The following is a 17,673-nucleotide window of genomic DNA, read 5'->3' on the forward strand; positions in this document are numbered from 1 at the left end:
GGCGGCGTGGCGGGCGCCATCACCTCGGGCGGCGTCGGGAGCGGCGCGGCCGGCGGCGCGGTTTGCGCGGTCGCCGAGGTGGCGATGCCGGCGGCGAGCAGACTGATGATGGCGGTACGCATAGACGGGTCCCCTGACTGGCGCTCTATCACACTCAAACTATCCGTCCCTCGCAAGTCCCGTAATGCGACAATGCGGCGACGGCGAGGCGTTGCTTAAAGTGCGACCTCGACCGCCTGCTCGGCCAGGATGGTCAGACCATCCGGCGTCACGTCGGCGAACCCGCCCTGGACATCAAAGCCCAGGGTGCGGCCGTTGTCATACACCTTCACCCGACCTGACTTGAGGGTGGTCATGAAGGGCGCGTGGCCGGCCAGCACCCCGAAGTCGCCTTCGGAGCCCGGCGCGTCGACCTGGTCGACCTCGCCCGAGAACAGTTCACGCTCGGGCGAGACCAGGGAAAAGTGCAGCTTGCCGGCCATCAGGCTTAGGCTTCCGACGCGAGTTGTTCGGCCTTGGCCACCGCGTCTTCGATGGTGCCGACATTGTAGAACGCGGCTTCCGGCAGGTGGTCATACTCACCCTCCACCACCGCCTTGAAGGAGCGGATGGTGTCTTCCAGGCTGACGAAGATGCCCGGCATGTTGGTGAACTGCTCGGCCACGTGGAAGGGCTGGGAGAGGAACTTGGAGATCTTGCGGGCGCGCGAGACCACCAGCTTGTCGTCTTCCGACAGTTCGTCCATGCCCAGGATGGCGATGATGTCCTTCAGGGCCTTGTAGGCCTGCAGGGTTTCCTGGACGCGGCGGGCGACGTTGTAGTGTTCCTCGCCGATCACCAGCGGGTCCATGATCCGGCTGGTGGAGTCCAGCGGGTCCACGGCCGGGAAGATGGCCTGGGCGGCGATGTCGCGCGAGAGCACGGTGGTGGCGTCCAGGTGGGCGAAGGAGGCGGCGGGCGCGGGGTCGGTCAGGTCGTCGGCGGGCACGTAGATGGCCTGGACCGAGGTGATCGAACCCTTGGAGGTCGAGGTGATGCGTTCCTGCAGGTTGCCCATCTCGGTGGCCAGGGTGGGCTGATAGCCCACGGCCGAGGGGATGCGGCCCAGCAAGGCGGACACTTCGGAGCCGGCCTGGGTGAAGCGGAAGATGTTGTCGATGAAGAGCAGCACGTCCTTGCCCTCTTCGTCGCGGAAGTACTCGGCCTGGGCCAGGCCGGTGAGGGCCACGCGGGCCCGCGCGCCGGGGGGCTCGTTCATCTGGCCATAGACCAGGGTGCACTTGGAGCCTTCGCCGCCGCCGGGCTTGTTGACGTTGCTCTCGATCATCTCGTGATAGAGGTCGTTGCCTTCGCGGGTGCGCTCACCCACCCCGGCCAGCACCGAATAGCCGCCGTAGGCCTTGGCGATGTTGTTGATCAGCTCCTGCATGGTCACGGTCTTGCCCACGCCGGCGCCGCCGAACAGGCCGATCTTGCCGCCCTTGGTGTAGGGGCAGAGCAGGTCGATGACCTTGATCCCGGTCACCAGGATTTCCGCCGAGGTCGCCTGCTCGGCGAAGGACGGCGCTTCACGGTGGATCGGGGCGTAGAACTGGGAGTTGATCGGACCGGCTTCGTCGATGGGATCGCCGATGACGTTCATGATCCGACCCAGGGTGGCCGGGCCGACCGGGACGGTGATCGCGCGGCCGGTGTCAGTCACCGGCTGTCCGCGGGTCAGGCCCTCGGAGGTGTCCATGGCGATGGTGCGGACGGTGTTCTCGCCCAGGTGCTGCGCCACTTCCAGGACCAGGCGGAAGGGCTGGCCCGTCCGCTGGTCGGTGTTGGTGGTTTCCAGGGCGCCGAGGATCGGCGGCAGGTGGCCTTCGAACTCGACGTCGACGACGGCGCCGATGATCTGGACGATGCGGCCGGTGGCCACGCCGGCGGCCGGGGCCACCGACTTGGGCGTCACGGCCTTGGCGGCCTTGGCCGGCGCCTTGGCGGCGGCGGCTTTCGGGGCGGGGGCGGCCTTGGTGGCGGCCGGCTTCTTCGGGGTCGTAGCCATGGGTTGAACTCTTTTCAGTCTAGAGCGCTTCGGCGCCGGAGATGATCTCGATCAGCTCCTTGGTGATCTGCGCCTGGCGAGTACGGTTTTTCTTCAGGTTGAGGGCGGCGATCATGTCGCCCGCATTGCGAGTGGCGTTGTCCATCGCCGCCATCTGGGCGGCGTAGAACCCGGCCTGGTTCTCGAGCATGGCCGAGAGCAGCTGGACCGTGAGGTTCCGGGGCAGCAGGGTTTCGAGGATGGTCTCCTCGTCGGGCTCGTATTCGTAGGCCGCGCCCTTGAGGTCGATCGTGGCGGCGGCGCCGGCGATCTGGGCGGGGATGAGCTGGGTCAGGGTCGGGGTCTGCACGACCACCGACTTGTAGCGGCTGAAGGCGAGGGTCACGACATCCACCTGGCCGGTCTCGAACAGCTCGGTGATCTTGTCGGCCACGGGCTGGGCCGAGGCCAGGCCCGGCACGCCGGCTTCGAAGGTGGCCACGAAGCGGTCGCCGAACACGCGGCGGAACTGGTCGCGCGCCTTCTTGCCCACCGTGATGATCTTCACGTCCTTGCCTTCGGCCAGCAGGGCGTTGATCCGTTCGCGGGCCGCGCGGATGATCGAGGAGTTGAAGCCGCCGGCCAGGCCGCGGTCGGAGGAGGCCACCACCACCAGGTGACGGTCCTGACGGCCCGTGCCCACCAGCAGCTTGGGCGCCCCGTCGCCGGAGACCCCCGCGGCCAGGTTGGCGATCACCGTGGCGATCCGCTCGGCATAGGGCCGGGCGTTCTGGGCGGCGTCGGTCGCGCGCCGAAGCTTCGCCGCGGCCACCATCTGCATCGCGCGCGTGATCTTCTGCGTGGATTCCACGCTTTTGATCTGGTCGCGCATTTCCTTGAGGCTAGCCATTTCTCGCCTCAGACCTTTCTAAACAACCACCAGGTGCAGTTATCCATCACGGTCGTCCGTTTCCAGAAGAAGCCGTAATCGACCAGCACGAGGTCGGAAAACATATCCAGGTAGAGCCCGCCGAAGTCGTTCTTGAAGAGCAGGTCGGTTTCCCCGCGATAGGGAATGGCCTCCGGCTTCGGCGAAAAATACTCAGAACAAAAAACGTACTTGGCGGCGACCCGGTGAACTTCCCGCATCGTCGCCTCGAGCAGGCTGGGATCCACATGGATCAGCACGCCCGATGTGAAGGCCAGGTCGACCGCCTTGTCGGCCATCGGGATCGCGTGGCCGAAGCCCTCGATCACGTGGTCGGCCGGCAGGACGCCGTCGGCGACAAGCCGCTCCCGGGCCGAAGCGTTGGGCTCGATGCCCCACAGCTCCATGTCCGACAGCGCCGCGATGCCCATCAGGTTGAGGCCCAGGTTCGGGCCGACCTCGATGGCGCTTCCCGGCATGTCGCCCTCCATCTTCGACAGCACCTCGGCCCATACCCGCGCGCGGCCGCGAACGGCGTCGGCCGAAGCGCCGCTGCGCTCCGTATACCGATCGCCGAACGCGCCGGACCAGGCGCTCAGGGCTTTGGGCTCGGGGGCCATCGGCTCAGGCCTTAGGCGAAGGTCGCGACGAAGGCGGCCAGGGCGTCCTTCAGAGCCTGCTCGGTGTCACCCTTGAGCTCCTTGGTCGTCCGGATGGTGTCCAGCAGACCCTGGTGCTTGGCGTGCAGGTGGCTCAGCAGCTCGGCCTCGAACCGGCCGACCTGAGCGGTCGGGATGGTGTCGAGGTAGCCGCGGGTGCCGGCATAGATCACCGCGACCTGCTCTTCGACCGTCAGCGGCGAGTATTGCGGCTGCTTCAGGAGCTCGGTCAGGCGCTCACCACGGGCCAGCTGGCGCTGGGTGGTGACGTCGAGGTCGGAGCCGAACTTGGCGAAGGCGGCCAGCTCGCGGTACTGGGCCAGCTCGCTCTTGATGGGGCCGGCGGCGGTCTTCATGGCCTTGATCTGGGCCGAGGAGCCCACGCGGCTCACGCTGGCGCCGACGTTCACGGCGGGGCGGATGCCCTGGAAGAACAGGTCGGTTTCCAGGAAGATCTGGCCGTCGGTGATGGAGATCACGTTGGTCGGGATGTAGGCCGAGATGTCGTTGGCCTGGGTCTCGATCAGCGGCAGGGCGGTCAGCGAGCCCGAACCGTTATCCTCGTTCAGCTTCGCAGCGCGCTCCAGCAGGCGGGAGTGCAGGTAGAAGACGTCGCCCGGATAGGCTTCGCGGCCCGGCGGGCGGCGCAGCAGCAGGGACATCTGGCGATAGGCCACGGCCTGCTTGGAGAGGTCGTCATAGATGATGACGGCGTGCATGCCGTTGTCGCGGAACCACTCGCCCATGGCGCAGCCCGAGAACGGCGCCAGGAACTGCAGCGGGGCCGGCTCGGAGGCGGTGGCGGCGACCACGATGGTGTAGTCGAGCGCGCCGCGCTCCTCGAGGGTCTTGACGATCTGGGCGACGGTGGAGCGCTTCTGGCCGATGGCGACGTAGATGCAGTAGAGCTTGGCGCTCTCGTCATCGCCGGCGTTGATCGACTTCTGGTTCAGGATGGCGTCGATGGCGACGGCGGTCTTGCCGGTCTGACGGTCACCGATGATCAGTTCGCGCTGGCCGCGGCCGACCGGGATCAGGCTGTCGATGGCCTTCAGGCCGGTCTGCACGGGCTCGTGCACCGACTTGCGCGGGATGATGCCCGGGGCCTTCACGTCCACCCGGCGGCGCTCGGCCACGTTGGTGATCGGACCCTTGCCGTCGATCGGCTCGCCCAGCGGGTTGACGACGCGGCCCAGCAGGCCACGGCCCACCGGCACGTCCACGATCTCCGAGAGGCGGCGGACTTCGTCGCCTTCCGAGATGGCGCGGTCGTCGCCGAAGATGACGACCCCGACGTTGTCGCGTTCGAGGTTCAGGGCCATGCCCTTCACCCCGGCTTTCGGGAACTCGACCATTTCACCGGCCTGGACATTGTCCAGACCGAAGACGCGGGCGATGCCGTCACCGACGGACAACACCTGGCCGACGTCGGAAACGTCAGCCTCTTCGCCGAAATTGGCGATCTGCGACTTGAGGATGGCCGAAATTTCGGCGGCGCGGATATCCATGTCTTCTTACGCTCTCTTCAGGGCGAACTTGAGGGAATCGAGCTTCGAACGAAGTGAAGCATCGAACAGTCGCGAGCCGACCCGCACCTTGATACCGCCCAGGATGGACGGATCGACACGGGTCTCGATTTCAGGGTCCTTGCCCAGGGCGGTGCGCAGCGAGGCCGCGACGCCCTTGGCTTGGGCCGCGGTCAGGGCGACCGCGGTGGTGACGGTGGCCGCGACGACGCCGCGGCTCTTGGCCGAGAGGGCCTCGAAGGCCGCGATCGCCGCCGGCAGCGCCGCGAGGCGGCCGTTGGCGGCCATCAGGCCAAGGAACTTCCGGGTGGTGTTGTTGAACTGGGCCTTGGCCGAAAGGGCCGCGATCGCGCGGCTCTTGTCCTCGGAGCTGAAGGCCGGGGAAGCCAGCAAGGTGCGGAAATCCTTGGACTCTGCGCGCATGGCCTTGAGCGCCTTCAGGTCGGCCTCAACGGCCGCCAGGTTCTTGTCTTCGGTCGCGAGGTCGAAGAGGGCCTGAGCATATCTGCCGCCCACATTCGAAGTCTTGGAATCGTCCGCCACTTAATTTGTCCGCCCGTGCGTGTCGAAAGCCGCGAATAAGGTGTCCCTCACCGCGGCCTAAAGGCTTGAAAGCGCTTGGAAAAGCACATTGGCCGGCTGGACCTGGGAAACCCTGGCCCGAAGCCGCGCGCCTGATAGCACGCGACTTTACAGGCCGCAACCAAACCGGACCGTATAGAGCCGTCCCAATTCATTTAAACAGCGACCAGGGCGGGCGCTTGCCGCCGAAACACCGCCGAACCGCTCGCCACGAGATCGCCGTTCGCCGTGGTCAGGCGCGCGTGGGCGAAGACCAGGGTGCGGGTGGCCCGGTCGATCCAGGCCTCCGCCGTCACGGGATCGCCCGCCGACGGAACGCGTCCATAGTCCAGGGTGATAGAGACAGGCTCCGCGCCCACGCCCGCGGCGCCGGCCAGCAGGGGCTCCAGCAGCGAGGCGGCGGCGGCCGGGCCGCCCGGGAAGGCGGCGTCTTGTCGAAGCGTGTCGGTCATGTGGCCGCTCTCTTAAGCGGACCCGCGCAAAAGAAAAAGGGCGCCGGGAATATCCGGCGCCCTGAAGTTGGGCTCGACGAAAAGTTTGGAGCGGCTGGGAGGCTGCGCCGCGAGCCGGGTCGGCGGGAAAGGACGGGAGAGCCGCCCATCCCCGCCAATAGAGACTACTGGGCGGCCATCTGGGTGGCCGGGGCGGCCGCGGCGTTGCAGGCGCCCAGCTTGTCGGCGTCCAGGGTCTTGCCGCCGACGCCGAAGGAGGCGATCGCGCCGACGTTCTTGGCCACGGCCTTGCAGGTCGAGGCGGCGAAGGTCTGTGAGGACGGGGCCGAGGCGACGCAGGCGTCGGCTTGGCAGAGGAAGACGGCGCCGCCGGCGATGAACTTGGTCTTTTCGGCGACCGGGTTGGCCAGCTTGGCGGTGACCGGCTCGGCGGCGAGGGCGCCGCCGGCGAAGGAAAGGGTGAAGGCGGCCGCGCAGGCGGCCGAAAGGGTTTTGAGCTTCATGGAGCCCTCCAGGCGTTTCGGGGAGAAAACAGATCCCCGGGGGAACCTGGCCGTGCGGACCGTGGGCCGCCTCGGGTATCCCCACTCTTGGCGCGCTCCGAACTAAGCAACGCTAAGATAACACTGTTAAGATCGGCCGCAATCGCTTTTTTCGCAACGCCGTTATGCGTTATTGCACAGGTCGGGCGGTCGGTCCCGAAAGCGCCCCATTCACACCCCGTCAATCTTGTCGCGTGTTTGGTGCGGCTGGGCTATCAGTCGCCCCGAGCGGGACGACCCTTTCAGGACCAAAGACCCTATGGCCAATGCGCAGTCGCCCCGTAGGGCCCCTCGCACACCCGCCCAAGCCGTTCTCTACTGGAGCGCGGTGATCGGGGTCTGGGGCCTCATCTTCCTGGTGGCCTTCTTCGCGGTGTTCGCGGTGGACCTGCCCGACACCTCCAAGCTCTATGACGTCAAGCGCCAGCCCTCGATCTCCTATCTGGACCGATCGGGCGCCCTGGTGGCGGTGCGCGGCAGCCAGTACGCGCCCCCCGTCGACCTCGACAAGCTGCCGCCCTACGTGCCGAAGGCCTTCATCGCCATCGAGGACCGCTGGTTCTACTGGCACTGGGGCTTCAACCCCTGGGGCATCCTGCGCTCCACCATCTATAATGTGACCCATACCGGCGGCCCCCTGCGCGGCGGCTCCACCATCACCCAGCAGCTGGCGCGCAACCTCTTCCTGACCGCCAACCAGACCTACCGCCGCAAGGCCCAGGAGCTGATCCTGGCCGTCTGGCTGGAGGCCAAGTTCTCCAAGAAGGAGATCCTCTCCCTCTATCTGAACCGGGTCTATTTCGGCGCCGGGGCCTATGGCATCGAGGCGGCCGCCCAGCGCTACTTCAACAAGCCCGCCTCCCAGCTGACCATCGGCGAGAGCGCCCTGCTGGCCGGGATGATGAAGGGCCCCTCGCGCTATTCGCCGGTCTCGGCCACCGACCGCGCCGCCCGGCGCGCCACCATCGTGCTGGACGAGATGGTCCGCACCCGCGCCATCACGCCGGAGCAGCGCGCCGAGGCCTTCAAGACCCCCGTCCGCGTCAACCCGGTGCTGGCCAACCAGCGCGCCCAGTACTTCACCGACTGGGTGGACGATCAGGTCCGCTCCCTGGTGGGCGAACCCACCGAGGACCTGGTGGTGGAGACGACCCTGGACCTGCCGATCCAGACCGCCGCCGAACAGGCCCTGCGCCGCGGGGTCACGGGCTCCAAGGCCCAGGGCGTCGGCCAGGGCGCCCTGGTGGCCATCGATGGCGAGGGCCGCATCCGCGCCTATGTGGGCGGCTCATCCTATGCCGACAGCCAGTTCGACCGCGCCACCATGGCCCAGCGCCAGGCCGGATCGTCCTTCAAGCCCTTCGTCTATCTCGCCGCCATGGAACAGGGCCGCACGCCGGCCACGCCCGTGGTGGACGAGCCGGTCAAGATCGGAACCTGGGAGCCGAAGAACTATACCGGCCGGTTCCTCGGCCCCATGAGCCTGCAGACCGCCCTGGCCCAGTCCATCAACACCGTCGCCGCGCGCCTGGCCAATGAGGTCGGCACCGGCAATGTGGCGGCCACCGCGCGGCGTCTGGGGATCACCTCCCACATCCAGCTCGACCCCTCCATGGCGCTCGGCGCCGTCGAGGTCAGCCCCATGGACATGGCCCAGGCCTACGCCCCCTTCTCCAACGGCGGCTACCTCGCCAAGGGCTACGGCATCGAGCGTATCCGCACCGCCAGCGGCAAGGTCCTCTACGACCACGGGATGGACAGGTCCGCGCGCCGCTCGGTGATCGGCTCTCCCGCCCTGCAGTACATGAACCAGATGATGCGCCAGGTGATCACCAGCGGCACCGGGACCAAGGCGCGCGTCGCCGGCTTCGACATCGCCGGCAAGACCGGCACCACCAGCGACTACCGCGACGCCTGGTTCGTCGGCTACACCGGCGGCTTCGTCACCGCCGTCTGGGTGGGCCGCGACGACAACACCCCCATGAAGGGGGTCACCGGCGGCGGCGCCCCGGCCGGCATCTGGCGCGACTTCATGACCGCCGCCCTGCCCCGCCTGAAGACCCAGGCGATCCCCGGCGGCACGGCGGCTCCGCCCCCGGTCCAGGCCCCGGCCCCGGCCAGCGACCCCATCGGCGACCTGCTGTCCGGCGACGGCCCGGGCGCAGGTCCGCCCCCGGAACGGCAGCCGGCGGAAGATATTCCGTTCTGATTTTCTGATCCTTCTCCCCTTGCGGGAGAAGGTGTCGGGCGAAGGCCCGACGGATGAGGGGTCGCCGCCTTGTCCGGCAAACCATCCACGTCATCCCGGCCGCAGCGAAGCGAAGAGCCGGGACCCAGGGGCCCAGCCCAGTCACCTGGGTCCCGGGTCTCCCCTGCGGGTCGCCCGGGATGACGGCTATTGTTCTGAAAGCCGTGCGACCCCTCATCCGACCGGCCACCTTCTCCCGCAAGGGGAGAAGGAAACCTGAATTAGGCCCCGAAGGCGTGCAGCCTCGCGCCTTCGGCCCGCAGCCAGGCGCGATGCGGGCGCTCATCTCCCACCAGGGTCTTTACGTGGGCCCAGAAGGCCGCGCCGTGATTGAGCTCCAGCAGGTGGGCGCACTCGTGGGCCACCACATAGTCGGCCACCTCGAAGGGGGCCAAGGCCAGACGCCAGCTGTAGCGGATCGAGGCCGGCTTGCCGATCATGCCCGGGCGGCATGAGCCCCACCGGCCGCGGGCGTCCATCACCGTCACCGCCGGCATCCTGGCGCCGAGGGCCGCGCAATAGTGGGCGGTTCGCTCAGCGAACGTCGCCAGGGCCTGCTTCTTCAGAACGCGCACCACGGCGCGAGCATAGGTCTCCCCCTCGCCGCGGGCCGCGATCCGGGCGGGCTCGGTCTCAGTGGCCGGGAAGAACCGCACCGGATGGGCGGCGCTCTCCAGGCGGCAGGGCTGGCCAAACAGGCTGATGGTGACGCCCGGCGCGATGGACTGGCTCTGCGGCAGCTCAGCCAGGCGCGCGGCGATCCAGGCGGCGCGCTCCGTGGCGAAGGCGGCGGCCTCGCCGAGCCGCCGGACCGAGGGCGCGGTGGCCACCACCTCTCGCCGGGTGCGGTCCAAGCGCAGGGAGACGCGGCGGGCGCGGGTATGGACTTTCAGGCGAACGACGGCCCCGGCGACATCCAGCCGGTCGCCGTCAGCCAGGGGGCGGCCGAACAGGGACATGACCCCTATCTAAGCTGCTTTTCCCGCAGCGGGAGCCCCGTCGCGCGAGACAGGGGGTCAGGCCGCGTTGGCGGCGTCGCGGGTCTTTTCGAAACCGGCTTCCGACTTGCGGATGAAGGCCCGCACCCGGGGATAGATCTCCTCGCGGAACCGGCGGCCGTTGAAGACCCCGTAGTGGCCGACGTGCGGCTGGACGTAGTCTTCCTTGAACCCCTCGGGCAGGCCCGAGCACAGGGTGTGGGCCGCCTGGGTCTGGCCGATGCCGGAGATGTCGTCGTTCTCACCCTCGACGGTCAGCAGGCCGATGTCCTTGATCAGCGCCGGCTGCACCGCGCGGCCCCGGTGAACCAGCTCGCCCTTGGGCAGCAGGTAGGACTGGAACACATAATCGACTGTCTGAAGGTAGAACTCCTCGGGCAGGTCCAGCACCGACAGGTACTCGTCGTAGAATTCCAGATGCTTGTCGGCGGCGTCGCCGTCGCCCTTCATCAGGTCCTGCAGATACTGTTTGTGGGCGTCCTGGTGCTTGTCGGCGTTCATCGACATGAAGCTGTAGAGCTGCACGAAGCCCGGATAGACCCGCCGCCCCAGGCCCGGATAGGGCGCCGGAACGGTGTCGATCATGTTGGACTTGAACCAGGCGAAGGGCTTTTCCTCCGCCAGCTTGTTGGTGACCGTGGGCGACAGCCGCGCATCGATGGGCGAGCCCATGAAGGTCATGGTGCCGGGGCGACTGTCCTCGTTGTCCTCCGCCATCAGGGCCGCGGCGGCCAGCACGGCGGGCCCGGGCTGGCAGACGGCGACGACATGCGGGCGCGGGCCCAGCAGCCGCAGCATCTCGCGCACATGGTCGAGGTAGTCGTGGAAGTCGAAGCGGCCGGCATGCAGCGGCACGTCGCGGGCGTTGGACCAGTCGGTGATGAACACCTCGTGGTCCTGCAGGAAGGCCTCCACCGTGCCGCGCAGCAGGGTGGCGTAGTGGCCCGAAAGCGGGGCGACGATCAGCACCGCCGGCTCCAGCTCACGGCGGCCGGCCTTGCGCATGTCGGCCATGTTGCGGCTGAAGTGGGTGAGCGTCACCCAGGGGCTGGACCAGACCTCGGTCTGGGTGACGCGGACCGCCTTGCCGTCGATCTCGACGGAATCGACGTTCCAGGCCGGGCGGCCGTAGCGGCGGGTCAGGTTGGCGAACAGGTCCGCGCCGGCGAACAGCCGTCGTCCCAGGTCGCTGTCCTTGGCCGGATTGAGCGGCGACGACCAGAAGCCGCGTGCGGCGCGAGCCGCGAACCGGAGCGGCGAGGCGGCGTAGTAGCCGGCTTCATACATCGTATAGAGCATACGCAATGGTCCCGTTGTGCATTGCAGCATGCACGCTGAGGCTTAAGAGAGTCTAGCCCTCTTGAGTTCCATCCTGCGGCGTGACGACGCGGTGAAGCTCCCCTCCTTCCCGGGCGGGAGAGCTTCCTATTCGCGCATCGCGGCGGAGATCTGGGTGACGATCTCGTCGGGCCCGATCCCGAACGGCAGGACCCGGTCGAAGCGCCCCTGCGGGTTCATCAGGTAGCTGGGGGTCGAGTGATTGATCAGGTAGTCGGCCCCGGTCCCCTGCTTTTCGTAGAACACCCGATAGGCCTTGGCCGCCGCCGCCGCCTGGGCGGGGGCGCCGGTCAGGCCGATGGTCCCCTTGGGAAAGACATCGTTGTCCAGATAGGTCGCCATCTGGGCCGGGGTGTCGCGCTCCGGGTCCACCGAGATGAAGACGAACTGGACGTCCTTGGCCTTCGCCCCCAGCCGCTCCTGCGCCAGGCCCATCGCCTGCAGGGTGGAGGGGCAGACGTCCGGGCAGTAGGTGAAGCCGAAGAACACCACGCTCCACTTGCCCTTCAGGACCGCCTCGGTGACCGGCTTGCCGGTCTGGTCCACCAGCTGGAACGGTCCGCCCACCTGCGTGGCCGGCGCTGGCTTGAAGGCCCCGCTCTTCCAGGCCAGGGCGCCCCCCAGGATCAGCCCCAGGACACAGGCGGCGATCACGATCAGGTTGCGGCGGGTCATGGGTGAACCTTTTGTCTCGTCACGAGGTGCGACTTGCAGGATGCTCCTGCCCGAATGGCGTCCGTCAAAACTCCGACGCCGTCGGGGCCGGCTACCGGCCTCGATAGGCAAAGCCCGGTCCAGGCGCAAGACGAGCTGGCCTGGGACATGCGCGGCGCCGGCCACGGGCGGTTGCGCATGCGCACCCTCGTCACCCTGCGCTGGACCCTGATCCTCGGCGAGGTGGCCATCCTGCTGATCGGCGGGGTCTTCCTGGGGTTCAAGGCGCCTTACGCCATCTGTTTTGGCCTGATCGGGGTGGCGGCCTGGATCAACCTGCTCACCGGGGTGGCCTCTCCGGGCCAGAGGATGATGGCCGACTGGGAGGCCACGGCGCAGCTCGGCTTCGACATCGCCCAGATCAGCATCCTGCTGTTCCTCACCGGCGGCGCCGCCAATCCGTTCATCCTGATGCTCATCGCGCCGATCACCCTGGCGGCCGCCACCCTGCCCCTGAAGCCCCTGCTGATTCTCGGCGGCGCGGCGGTGGCGGCTTCGGTGGCCCTGGCCTTCTTCCACCTGCCGCTCCCGGCCGCGGGGGGCGCCACCATGAACTTCCCCCTGAGCTTCATGATCGGGGCGGCGGCGGCCAATGTCGCCGGCATCGGGGTGATCGCCGGCAGCGTGCGCCAGGCGGCCCAGGAATCCATCCGCATGGCCCTGGCCCTCGACGTCACCCAGACCGTGCTGTCGCGGGAGCAGCGGCTCTCGGCGCTCGGCGCCCTGGCCGCCGCCGCGGCCCATGAGCTGGGCACGCCCCTGGCCACCATCGCCATCGTCGCCAAGGAGCTGGCCCGCGAGGCGCCCACCCCGCAGGTCAAGGAGGACGCCGACCTGCTGATCGCCCAGGCCGCCCGCTGCCGCGAGATTCTGCGCCGCCTCACCGACGCCCCGGCCGAGGCCTCCGACGAGGTCCACGAGCGCATGAGCCTGCTGCAGCTGGTCCATGAGGTGATCGAGCCCCATGCCGGGGTGAAGGGGGTGCGGGTCGAGGCCATCGTCACCGGGGCGGCCGGCGTCCAGTCCCCCGACATCTGGCGCATGCCCGAGGTGCTGCACGCGCTTACCTCCTTCGTGGAGAACGCCGTCGATTTCGCCACCTCGGAGGTGCTGATCACCGCCCGCTTCGACGCCGTCAGCGTCTCCATGGAGGTCCGCGACGACGGCCCGGGCTTCGCGCCCGAGGTGCTGGCCAAGCTGGGGGAGCCCTATGTCACCACCCGTCCAGGCGCGGAGGGTTCGCGCACCGGCCACATCGGCATGGGGCTGGGCTTCTTCATCGCCAAGACCTTGCTGGAACGAACCGGGGCGGCGGTGACTTTCCAGAATGGGTGCCCGCGTGGCGCGGTGGTTTCCGCGCGCTGGCCGCGGGCCAGGATCGAGGCGCCCCTGGTCTGAACAACGTCCGGTTTGCGCTTGCGCAGGCCCCCGAACGCGACATGATGCCGCAGAGGGCGACACTGACAAACACGACTATCCGGGGTTGCGTAATGACAGATCTCTCCGCCGATATCGCCGCCCTTCCCGACAAGAGCCTGCTTGTGCTCGACGACGATGCGCCGCTGCGAACCCGGCTTGGCCGCGCCCTCGAACAGCGGGGCTTCGAGCCGGTGTTGGTGGGCAGCGTCGCCGAGGCCCTGGCCGCGGTGCGCACCTTCGCCCCGGCCTATGCGGTCCTCGACATGCGGCTTGAGGACGGCACCGGCCTGAAGGTGGTGGAGGCCGTCCGCGACGCCCGCCCCGACGCCAAGGTCATCATGCTCACCGGCTACGGCAACATCGCCACCGCCGTGGCCGCGGTGAAGTCGGGCGCCATCGACTACCTCTCCAAGCCCGCCGACGCCGACGATGTGGCCCGCGCCCTGCTGGCCCGCAAGGACGAGAACCCGCCCCCGCCGGACAACCCCATGAGCGCCGACCGCGTTCGCTGGGAGCACATCCAGCGGGTCTACGAACTCTGCGGCCACAACGTCTCGGAAACCGCGCGCCGCCTCAACATGCACCGCCGCACCCTGCAGCGCATCCTGGCCAAACGGGCGCCGCGCTAGGGCATTTCGAGCCGCCTGGGCGGGTCCCGGATCTGCCTATCGGCCGTCCGGGATGACGTTGTTTTGAGGGCTCATGCCTCCAGCAGCGTCCCCTGCCCTCCGGCCGCTCTCAGGGCCGCGAGACGTCCGAAGGCGATGGTGAGCGCCTTGCGCCTCGCCCCTGCCAAGGGAACGCTCGGCGCCTCGCGCAGCACCGCGCCGCCGAAGCCGTCGCAGACCACCAGGCCCGGCTCATCGGGCAGGATCTCCCGCGGAAACTCCGGGGCCACGGCGAAGGCGAAGGCGTCGCAATAGGGCATGTACTCATGCCACTTGCGGTCCACCCGGAAGTCCTCCAGCCCGGACTTCACCTCGAGGATCAGGATGTGGCCCTTGCGCGACAGGGCCATCAGGTCGGCGCGCCGGCCATTGGGCAGGGTCACCTCCGCCAGCGGCGCATAGCCCAGGTCGATCAGCAGCCGCGCCGCGCCACGGGTGACGGTGGTGGTGATCTGCGGCCGGGTGACGGTGACGATGACATCCATCGCCAAGTCTTGTTCCGGCTTCGTTCCGGAATCAAGGCCCGCGGCGTCAGTTGCGCGCCGGAGTCGGGTATTCCAGCCGGCTGACGTCGTAGCCCAGCTGCTTCACCCGGGCGACGGCCTGGGCCTTGGCCTGGGCGCTCAGCGTCGGGCGCTGGGACATCAGCCACATGTAGTTGCCGTTGGGGGTGCCCAGGATCAGCCAGTCAGACTTGTGGGCCAGCACCCAGTATTCCTGGCTCAGCATGCCGCCGAAGAAGCTCATCTTGATGCGGGCGTTGGTCTTGGGATCGATGACCTTGGCCTTGGCCTTCCACTCGGTGGCCGGCGCCGTCAGGGCGCCCTTGTGGCAGGCCTGGACCACCGAATAGCCCTCGCCGCTGCGCACCCAGTCCGACGTGCCGCCCTGGCAGTCCTTCTGGGTCTTGTTGGGCATGCGGGCCACCTCGTACCAGCGGCCGGTCATCTTGGTCAGCTCGATCTTCTCGGCCGGCGGTGAGGGCGCGGCCAGGGCGGGCGCGGTCCCCATCAGGACAGCGGCGGCGGCGGCGAGCAGGGTGGCCAAGGAACGCATGGTCGACATCGCTAACCGGTACCCGTCGATTGTGAAATTTAAAACGCCCCCGGCGCGAACCGGGGCCCTATTGCGTTCAACAGCACGAATTGGACCATTGCACGGCAGCTAAGCCGTAGAGAAGACTCGCATTTCCGCGACATGGCGCCCGCTCGCGGCCGCGAGCCTCGAACACCTGCGCCGTTTCGGCCTCCCGCCACCTACCCCTTCTGCGCCGTCACCCAGCGCCGGACCCGCGTCTCCAGCACCGGCAGCGGCAGGGCGCCGGCCCCCAGCACCAGGTCGTGGAACCCCCGTTGGTCGAAGCGCGCCCCCAGGGCCTCGCGCGCCTGCGCCCGCAGCGCCAATATCCGCGCCTGCCCCACCATGTAGGAGGTCGCCTGGCCCGGCATGACGAAGTAGCGGCGGATCTCCGAGCTGATCTTGCCGGCCGGCTGCGGCGAGTTGGCGGTGTAGTAGGCGGTGGCCTTCTCCTCGCTCCAGCCCTTGGCGTGGATGCCGGTGTCCACCACCAGCCGGATCGCCCGCCAGATCTCGCGCCCCAGCCGCCCGAAGTCGCTGTAGGGGTCGGTGTAGAACCCCGCCTCCTTGGCCAGCCGCTCCACATAGAGCCCCCAGCCCTCGACATAGGCGCCGTAGCTGTACTGGGTGCGGAACACCGGCAGGCCGGTCAGCTCGGCGGCCAGCGAGATCTGCAGGTGATGCCCCGGCCAGCCCTCGTGATAGGCCGTGCCCTCGATCTCGTAGATCGGGGTGGCCCGTACATCGGCCAGGTGGACGTAGAACACCCCGGGCCGCGAGCCGTCCGGCGCGCCCGACGAATAGTGCGCCGCCCCGCCCGGCTCCTCGCGGAACGCCTCCACCCGCTTGACCACCAGGTCCGACTTCGGCAGCCGCCCGAACATCTCCGGCAGCCGCGCCTTCATGGCCGCCAGATGCCCCTCGGCGAGCGCCAGGTACCGCGCCCGGCCGGCCTCGTCGTTGCTCACATAGAAGCGGTCGTCGCTGCGCAGGTGGACGAAGAAGTCCTCCAGGGACCCTGAGAACCCGATCCTGGCCTTCAGCGTCTCCATCTCGGCCCGGATGCGCGCCACCTCCGACAGGCCGAGCGCATGGATCTGATCGGCGGTCATGTCGGTGGTGGTCTGCTGGCGCAGCATGGCCTGGTAATAGGCCGCCCCGTCCGGCAGGGCGCCGGCCCCCTGCGGCAGGGCCGAGGCCTGCCCCCGGTCGCTGGCCAGCCAGGCGCCGAGCCGGTCATAGGCGGGCTTCATCGCGCCGGTCATGGCCTCGGCGACGGCCTTCACCGCCGCGGCCTCGGCGGCCGCATCGATCTTGCCGGACGCCCGCAGCTTGCCGGCCTTGGCCTTGGCGTCGGCGAACAGGGCGGAGTCGGCCCCGCCATCGAAGGGCGCCCCGGTGGTCAGCCGTCGCACTTCCCCAGCCGCCTGGTCATAGGCGAAGCGCGGCGCCCGCACCCCCTTGGCCGCCGAAGCTTGAGCCTGGGCCAGCCGAACCTCCAGCGCCGGCCCGATGGCCGCCACCCGCGCGGCATAGGCGGCCAGGTCCCCGGCGCTATCGACCCGGTGCTGGTTGATGATGAAGTTGGGCAGGCTGGTGTGGGGCCCGTTGCGGTCGAAGACATAGCCATGCCCCCGCCACCTGTGAGCCTCCTCGGCCCGCGCCAGGGCCAGGACCCACATGTCGTAGGAGGTGCGGCCGTCCTCCGAGAGCCCGGCCACGGGGAACCGCCGCTTCATCTCCGCGACACTGGCGCGGCGCCAGTCCAGCCGCGCGGCAAGGGCCGCCTCGCTCTGGTCGGTGAGCTGGTCATTGGCGGTCTTGCGCCCGATCCGCGTCAGCCGCTCCGGCTCCAGGGCCAGCTCAGCCTCGAAGGCCGCGTCCAGATAGGCGGTCAGGCCTGCGTCGAGGTCGCCAGCCGCCGCCCGCGCCGAGCCCGCCACCGCCGCGCCCGCGACCCCAAGTCCAAAGTCACGCCGCGAAAGCCGCATCGGAAACTCCTGTCAAAACCCGAGGGCCCGACCTTAGTCGCCTTGCCAGCGGGTCGGAACAGGCGCGGCTCGCGCAGGCGTGGTTTGACGTGCCGGGCGCCCGAAGGTGGGCCAGGGATCGGTTCGCACACAGGGATAGGCGCGTCCTTCTCCCCTTGCGGGAGAAGGTGGCCCTGCGGAGCAGGGTCGGATGAGGGGTCGATAGCCCTATCGGGTTGGGGCGTTTCAGGAACTGCGGAGAAGGGAGCGTAACCCCTTGTCTGTTGGGGTGGTGCTAGATTGTGGCTGTCTTCCGGGACGTCCGCCTGGCGTTGGCGCGCCAGGCGGACTGTCGGTGGAGGGACCGCTAACCCCTGAGCTATTGAGCTGAGGATGAGCAGGGTCGCCACTGACGTTTCCATGACCCGGATGGTTGCAGGGACTTTGAGGTCCGGAGCCACAAGGAGGGGTCGGTGGAACAGGTTCAGTCTAACACGAAGGTTGCGGGCGTCGATGTGGGCAAGCA

Annotated in this window: 17 protein-coding genes; 3 read left to right on the forward strand and 14 right to left on the reverse strand. The window is 68.6% G+C overall.

Features of this window, described 5'->3' with window-relative positions; translation table 11 throughout:
* Positions 1 to 215 precede the first annotated feature (215 nt).
* The 8 genes from Q8N10_RS20260 to Q8N10_RS20295 all read right to left on the reverse strand — a co-directional run bounded on the left by Q8N10_RS20260 (position 216) and on the right by Q8N10_RS20295 (position 6,676).
* Positions 216 to 482: an ATP synthase F1 subunit epsilon gene (locus tag Q8N10_RS20260; protein ID WP_304776103.1), complete on the reverse strand. Its 267-nt coding sequence runs from the start codon at positions 480 to 482 to the stop codon at positions 216 to 218.
* Between the two features lie 5 nt (positions 483 to 487).
* Positions 488 to 2,047 carry a F0F1 ATP synthase subunit beta gene (gene atpD / locus Q8N10_RS20265; protein ID WP_304776106.1) on the reverse strand — a complete coding sequence of 520 codons (1,560 nt, stop codon included), beginning with the start codon at positions 2,045 to 2,047 and terminating at the stop codon, positions 488 to 490.
* 19 nt (positions 2,048 to 2,066) lie between these two features.
* The gene (locus Q8N10_RS20270; RefSeq protein ID WP_304776108.1) at positions 2,067 to 2,936 is read right to left on the reverse strand and encodes a F0F1 ATP synthase subunit gamma; all 870 of its coding nucleotides are present in this window, start codon (positions 2,934 to 2,936) and stop codon (positions 2,067 to 2,069) included.
* A gap of 8 nt (positions 2,937 to 2,944) precedes the next feature.
* On the reverse strand, positions 2,945 to 3,574 hold the full coding sequence (locus Q8N10_RS20275) for a pseudaminic acid biosynthesis-associated methylase (protein WP_304776110.1): 630 nt from the start codon (positions 3,572 to 3,574) through the stop codon (positions 2,945 to 2,947).
* An 11-nt stretch (positions 3,575 to 3,585) separates the two neighbouring features.
* A complete protein-coding gene (atpA, locus tag Q8N10_RS20280; RefSeq protein ID WP_304776112.1) occupies positions 3,586 to 5,121 on the reverse strand; it encodes a F0F1 ATP synthase subunit alpha in 1,536 nt (511 codons plus the stop codon).
* A gap of 6 nt (positions 5,122 to 5,127) precedes the next feature.
* Positions 5,128 to 5,682 (reverse strand): F0F1 ATP synthase subunit delta, encoded by a 555-nt coding sequence (locus Q8N10_RS20285; protein ID WP_304776113.1) that lies wholly within the window; start codon positions 5,680 to 5,682, stop codon positions 5,128 to 5,130.
* A 194-nt stretch (positions 5,683 to 5,876) separates the two neighbouring features.
* On the reverse strand, positions 5,877 to 6,173 hold the full coding sequence (locus tag Q8N10_RS20290; RefSeq protein WP_304776116.1) for a PaaI family thioesterase: 297 nt from the start codon (positions 6,171 to 6,173) through the stop codon (positions 5,877 to 5,879).
* 164 nt (positions 6,174 to 6,337) lie between these two features.
* Positions 6,338 to 6,676: a hypothetical protein gene (locus tag Q8N10_RS20295; RefSeq protein WP_304776118.1), complete on the reverse strand. Its 339-nt coding sequence runs from the start codon at positions 6,674 to 6,676 to the stop codon at positions 6,338 to 6,340.
* 298 nt (positions 6,677 to 6,974) lie between these two features.
* Here Q8N10_RS20295 and Q8N10_RS20300 point away from each other — a divergent pair, with 298 nt between their 5' ends.
* Positions 6,975 to 8,924, forward strand: a complete 1,950-nt coding sequence (locus Q8N10_RS20300; protein WP_304776120.1) for a transglycosylase domain-containing protein — start codon at positions 6,975 to 6,977, stop codon at positions 8,922 to 8,924.
* 260 nt (positions 8,925 to 9,184) lie between these two features.
* On the opposite strand, the gene Q8N10_RS20305 is transcribed toward Q8N10_RS20300, so the two are convergent.
* The 3 genes from Q8N10_RS20305 to Q8N10_RS20315 form a co-directional block, all read right to left on the reverse strand.
* Positions 9,185 to 9,922 (reverse strand): M48 family metallopeptidase, encoded by a 738-nt coding sequence (locus Q8N10_RS20305; RefSeq protein WP_304776123.1) that lies wholly within the window; start codon positions 9,920 to 9,922, stop codon positions 9,185 to 9,187.
* A 57-nt stretch (positions 9,923 to 9,979) separates the two neighbouring features.
* A complete protein-coding gene (locus tag Q8N10_RS20310) occupies positions 9,980 to 11,260 on the reverse strand; it encodes a polyhydroxyalkanoate depolymerase (RefSeq protein ID WP_304776125.1) in 1,281 nt (426 codons plus the stop codon).
* A gap of 126 nt (positions 11,261 to 11,386) precedes the next feature.
* Positions 11,387 to 11,974: an SCO family protein gene (locus Q8N10_RS20315; protein ID WP_304776128.1), complete on the reverse strand. Its 588-nt coding sequence runs from the start codon at positions 11,972 to 11,974 to the stop codon at positions 11,387 to 11,389.
* A 54-nt stretch (positions 11,975 to 12,028) separates the two neighbouring features.
* On the opposite strand from Q8N10_RS20315, the gene Q8N10_RS20320 reads away from it, so the two are divergent.
* Both Q8N10_RS20320 and Q8N10_RS20325 read left to right on the forward strand, forming a co-directional pair.
* Complete coding sequence (locus tag Q8N10_RS20320; RefSeq protein WP_304776130.1) at positions 12,029 to 13,411, forward strand: ActS/PrrB/RegB family redox-sensitive histidine kinase; 1,383 nt, start codon at positions 12,029 to 12,031, stop codon at positions 13,409 to 13,411.
* Positions 13,412 to 13,503: 92 nt separating this feature from the next.
* A complete protein-coding gene (locus Q8N10_RS20325; protein ID WP_304776132.1) occupies positions 13,504 to 14,061 on the forward strand; it encodes an ActR/PrrA/RegA family redox response regulator transcription factor in 558 nt (185 codons plus the stop codon).
* A 71-nt stretch (positions 14,062 to 14,132) separates the two neighbouring features.
* Here the strand turns inward: Q8N10_RS20325 and mmcB are convergent, their stop codons facing one another.
* The 3 genes from mmcB to Q8N10_RS20340 form a co-directional block, all read right to left on the reverse strand.
* Positions 14,133 to 14,585: a DNA repair putative endonuclease MmcB gene (gene mmcB, locus Q8N10_RS20330; protein ID WP_304776150.1), complete on the reverse strand. Its 453-nt coding sequence runs from the start codon at positions 14,583 to 14,585 to the stop codon at positions 14,133 to 14,135.
* Between the two features lie 46 nt (positions 14,586 to 14,631).
* Positions 14,632 to 15,156, reverse strand: a complete 525-nt coding sequence (locus Q8N10_RS20335; protein ID WP_304776134.1) for a lipocalin family protein — start codon at positions 15,154 to 15,156, stop codon at positions 14,632 to 14,634.
* Positions 15,157 to 15,356: 200 nt separating this feature from the next.
* Positions 15,357 to 17,168, reverse strand: a complete 1,812-nt coding sequence (locus Q8N10_RS20340) for a DUF885 family protein (protein ID WP_304776137.1) — start codon at positions 17,166 to 17,168, stop codon at positions 15,357 to 15,359.
* Between the last annotated feature and the right edge of the window lie 505 nt (positions 17,169 to 17,673).

The sequence above is a fragment of the Phenylobacterium sp. genome (assembly GCF_030693625.1).
In the GTDB taxonomy this organism is placed as follows: Bacteria; Pseudomonadota; Alphaproteobacteria; order Caulobacterales; family Caulobacteraceae; genus Phenylobacterium; species Phenylobacterium ferrooxidans.

Coding starts and splice junctions, on each gene's coding strand:
- Q8N10_RS20295 (WP_304776118.1), bottom strand. CDS start 6,676: ATGAAGCTCAAAACCCTTTCGGCCGCCTGCGCGGCCGCCTTCACCCTT.
- atpA (WP_304776112.1), bottom strand. CDS start 5,121: ATGGATATCCGCGCCGCCGAAATTTCGGCCATCCTCAAGTCGCAGATC.
- Q8N10_RS20290 (WP_304776116.1), bottom strand. CDS start 6,173: ATGACCGACACGCTTCGACAAGACGCCGCCTTCCCGGGCGGCCCGGCC.
- mmcB (WP_304776150.1), bottom strand. CDS start 14,585: ATGGATGTCATCGTCACCGTCACCCGGCCGCAGATCACCACCACCGTC.
- Q8N10_RS20305 (WP_304776123.1), bottom strand. CDS start 9,922: ATGTCCCTGTTCGGCCGCCCCCTGGCTGACGGCGACCGGCTGGATGTC.
- Q8N10_RS20300 (WP_304776120.1), top strand. CDS start 6,975: ATGGCCAATGCGCAGTCGCCCCGTAGGGCCCCTCGCACACCCGCCCAA.
- Q8N10_RS20275 (WP_304776110.1), bottom strand. CDS start 3,574: ATGGCCCCCGAGCCCAAAGCCCTGAGCGCCTGGTCCGGCGCGTTCGGC.
- Q8N10_RS20310 (WP_304776125.1), bottom strand. CDS start 11,260: ATGCTCTATACGATGTATGAAGCCGGCTACTACGCCGCCTCGCCGCTC.
- Q8N10_RS20320 (WP_304776130.1), top strand. CDS start 12,029: ATGGCGTCCGTCAAAACTCCGACGCCGTCGGGGCCGGCTACCGGCCTC.
- Q8N10_RS20340 (WP_304776137.1), bottom strand. CDS start 17,168: ATGCGGCTTTCGCGGCGTGACTTTGGACTTGGGGTCGCGGGCGCGGCG.
- Q8N10_RS20325 (WP_304776132.1), top strand. CDS start 13,504: ATGACAGATCTCTCCGCCGATATCGCCGCCCTTCCCGACAAGAGCCTG.
- Q8N10_RS20315 (WP_304776128.1), bottom strand. CDS start 11,974: ATGACCCGCCGCAACCTGATCGTGATCGCCGCCTGTGTCCTGGGGCTG.
- Q8N10_RS20260 (WP_304776103.1), bottom strand. CDS start 482: ATGGCCGGCAAGCTGCACTTTTCCCTGGTCTCGCCCGAGCGTGAACTG.
- Q8N10_RS20335 (WP_304776134.1), bottom strand. CDS start 15,156: ATGCGTTCCTTGGCCACCCTGCTCGCCGCCGCCGCCGCTGTCCTGATG.
- atpD (WP_304776106.1), bottom strand. CDS start 2,047: ATGGCTACGACCCCGAAGAAGCCGGCCGCCACCAAGGCCGCCCCCGCC.
- Q8N10_RS20270 (WP_304776108.1), bottom strand. CDS start 2,936: ATGGCTAGCCTCAAGGAAATGCGCGACCAGATCAAAAGCGTGGAATCC.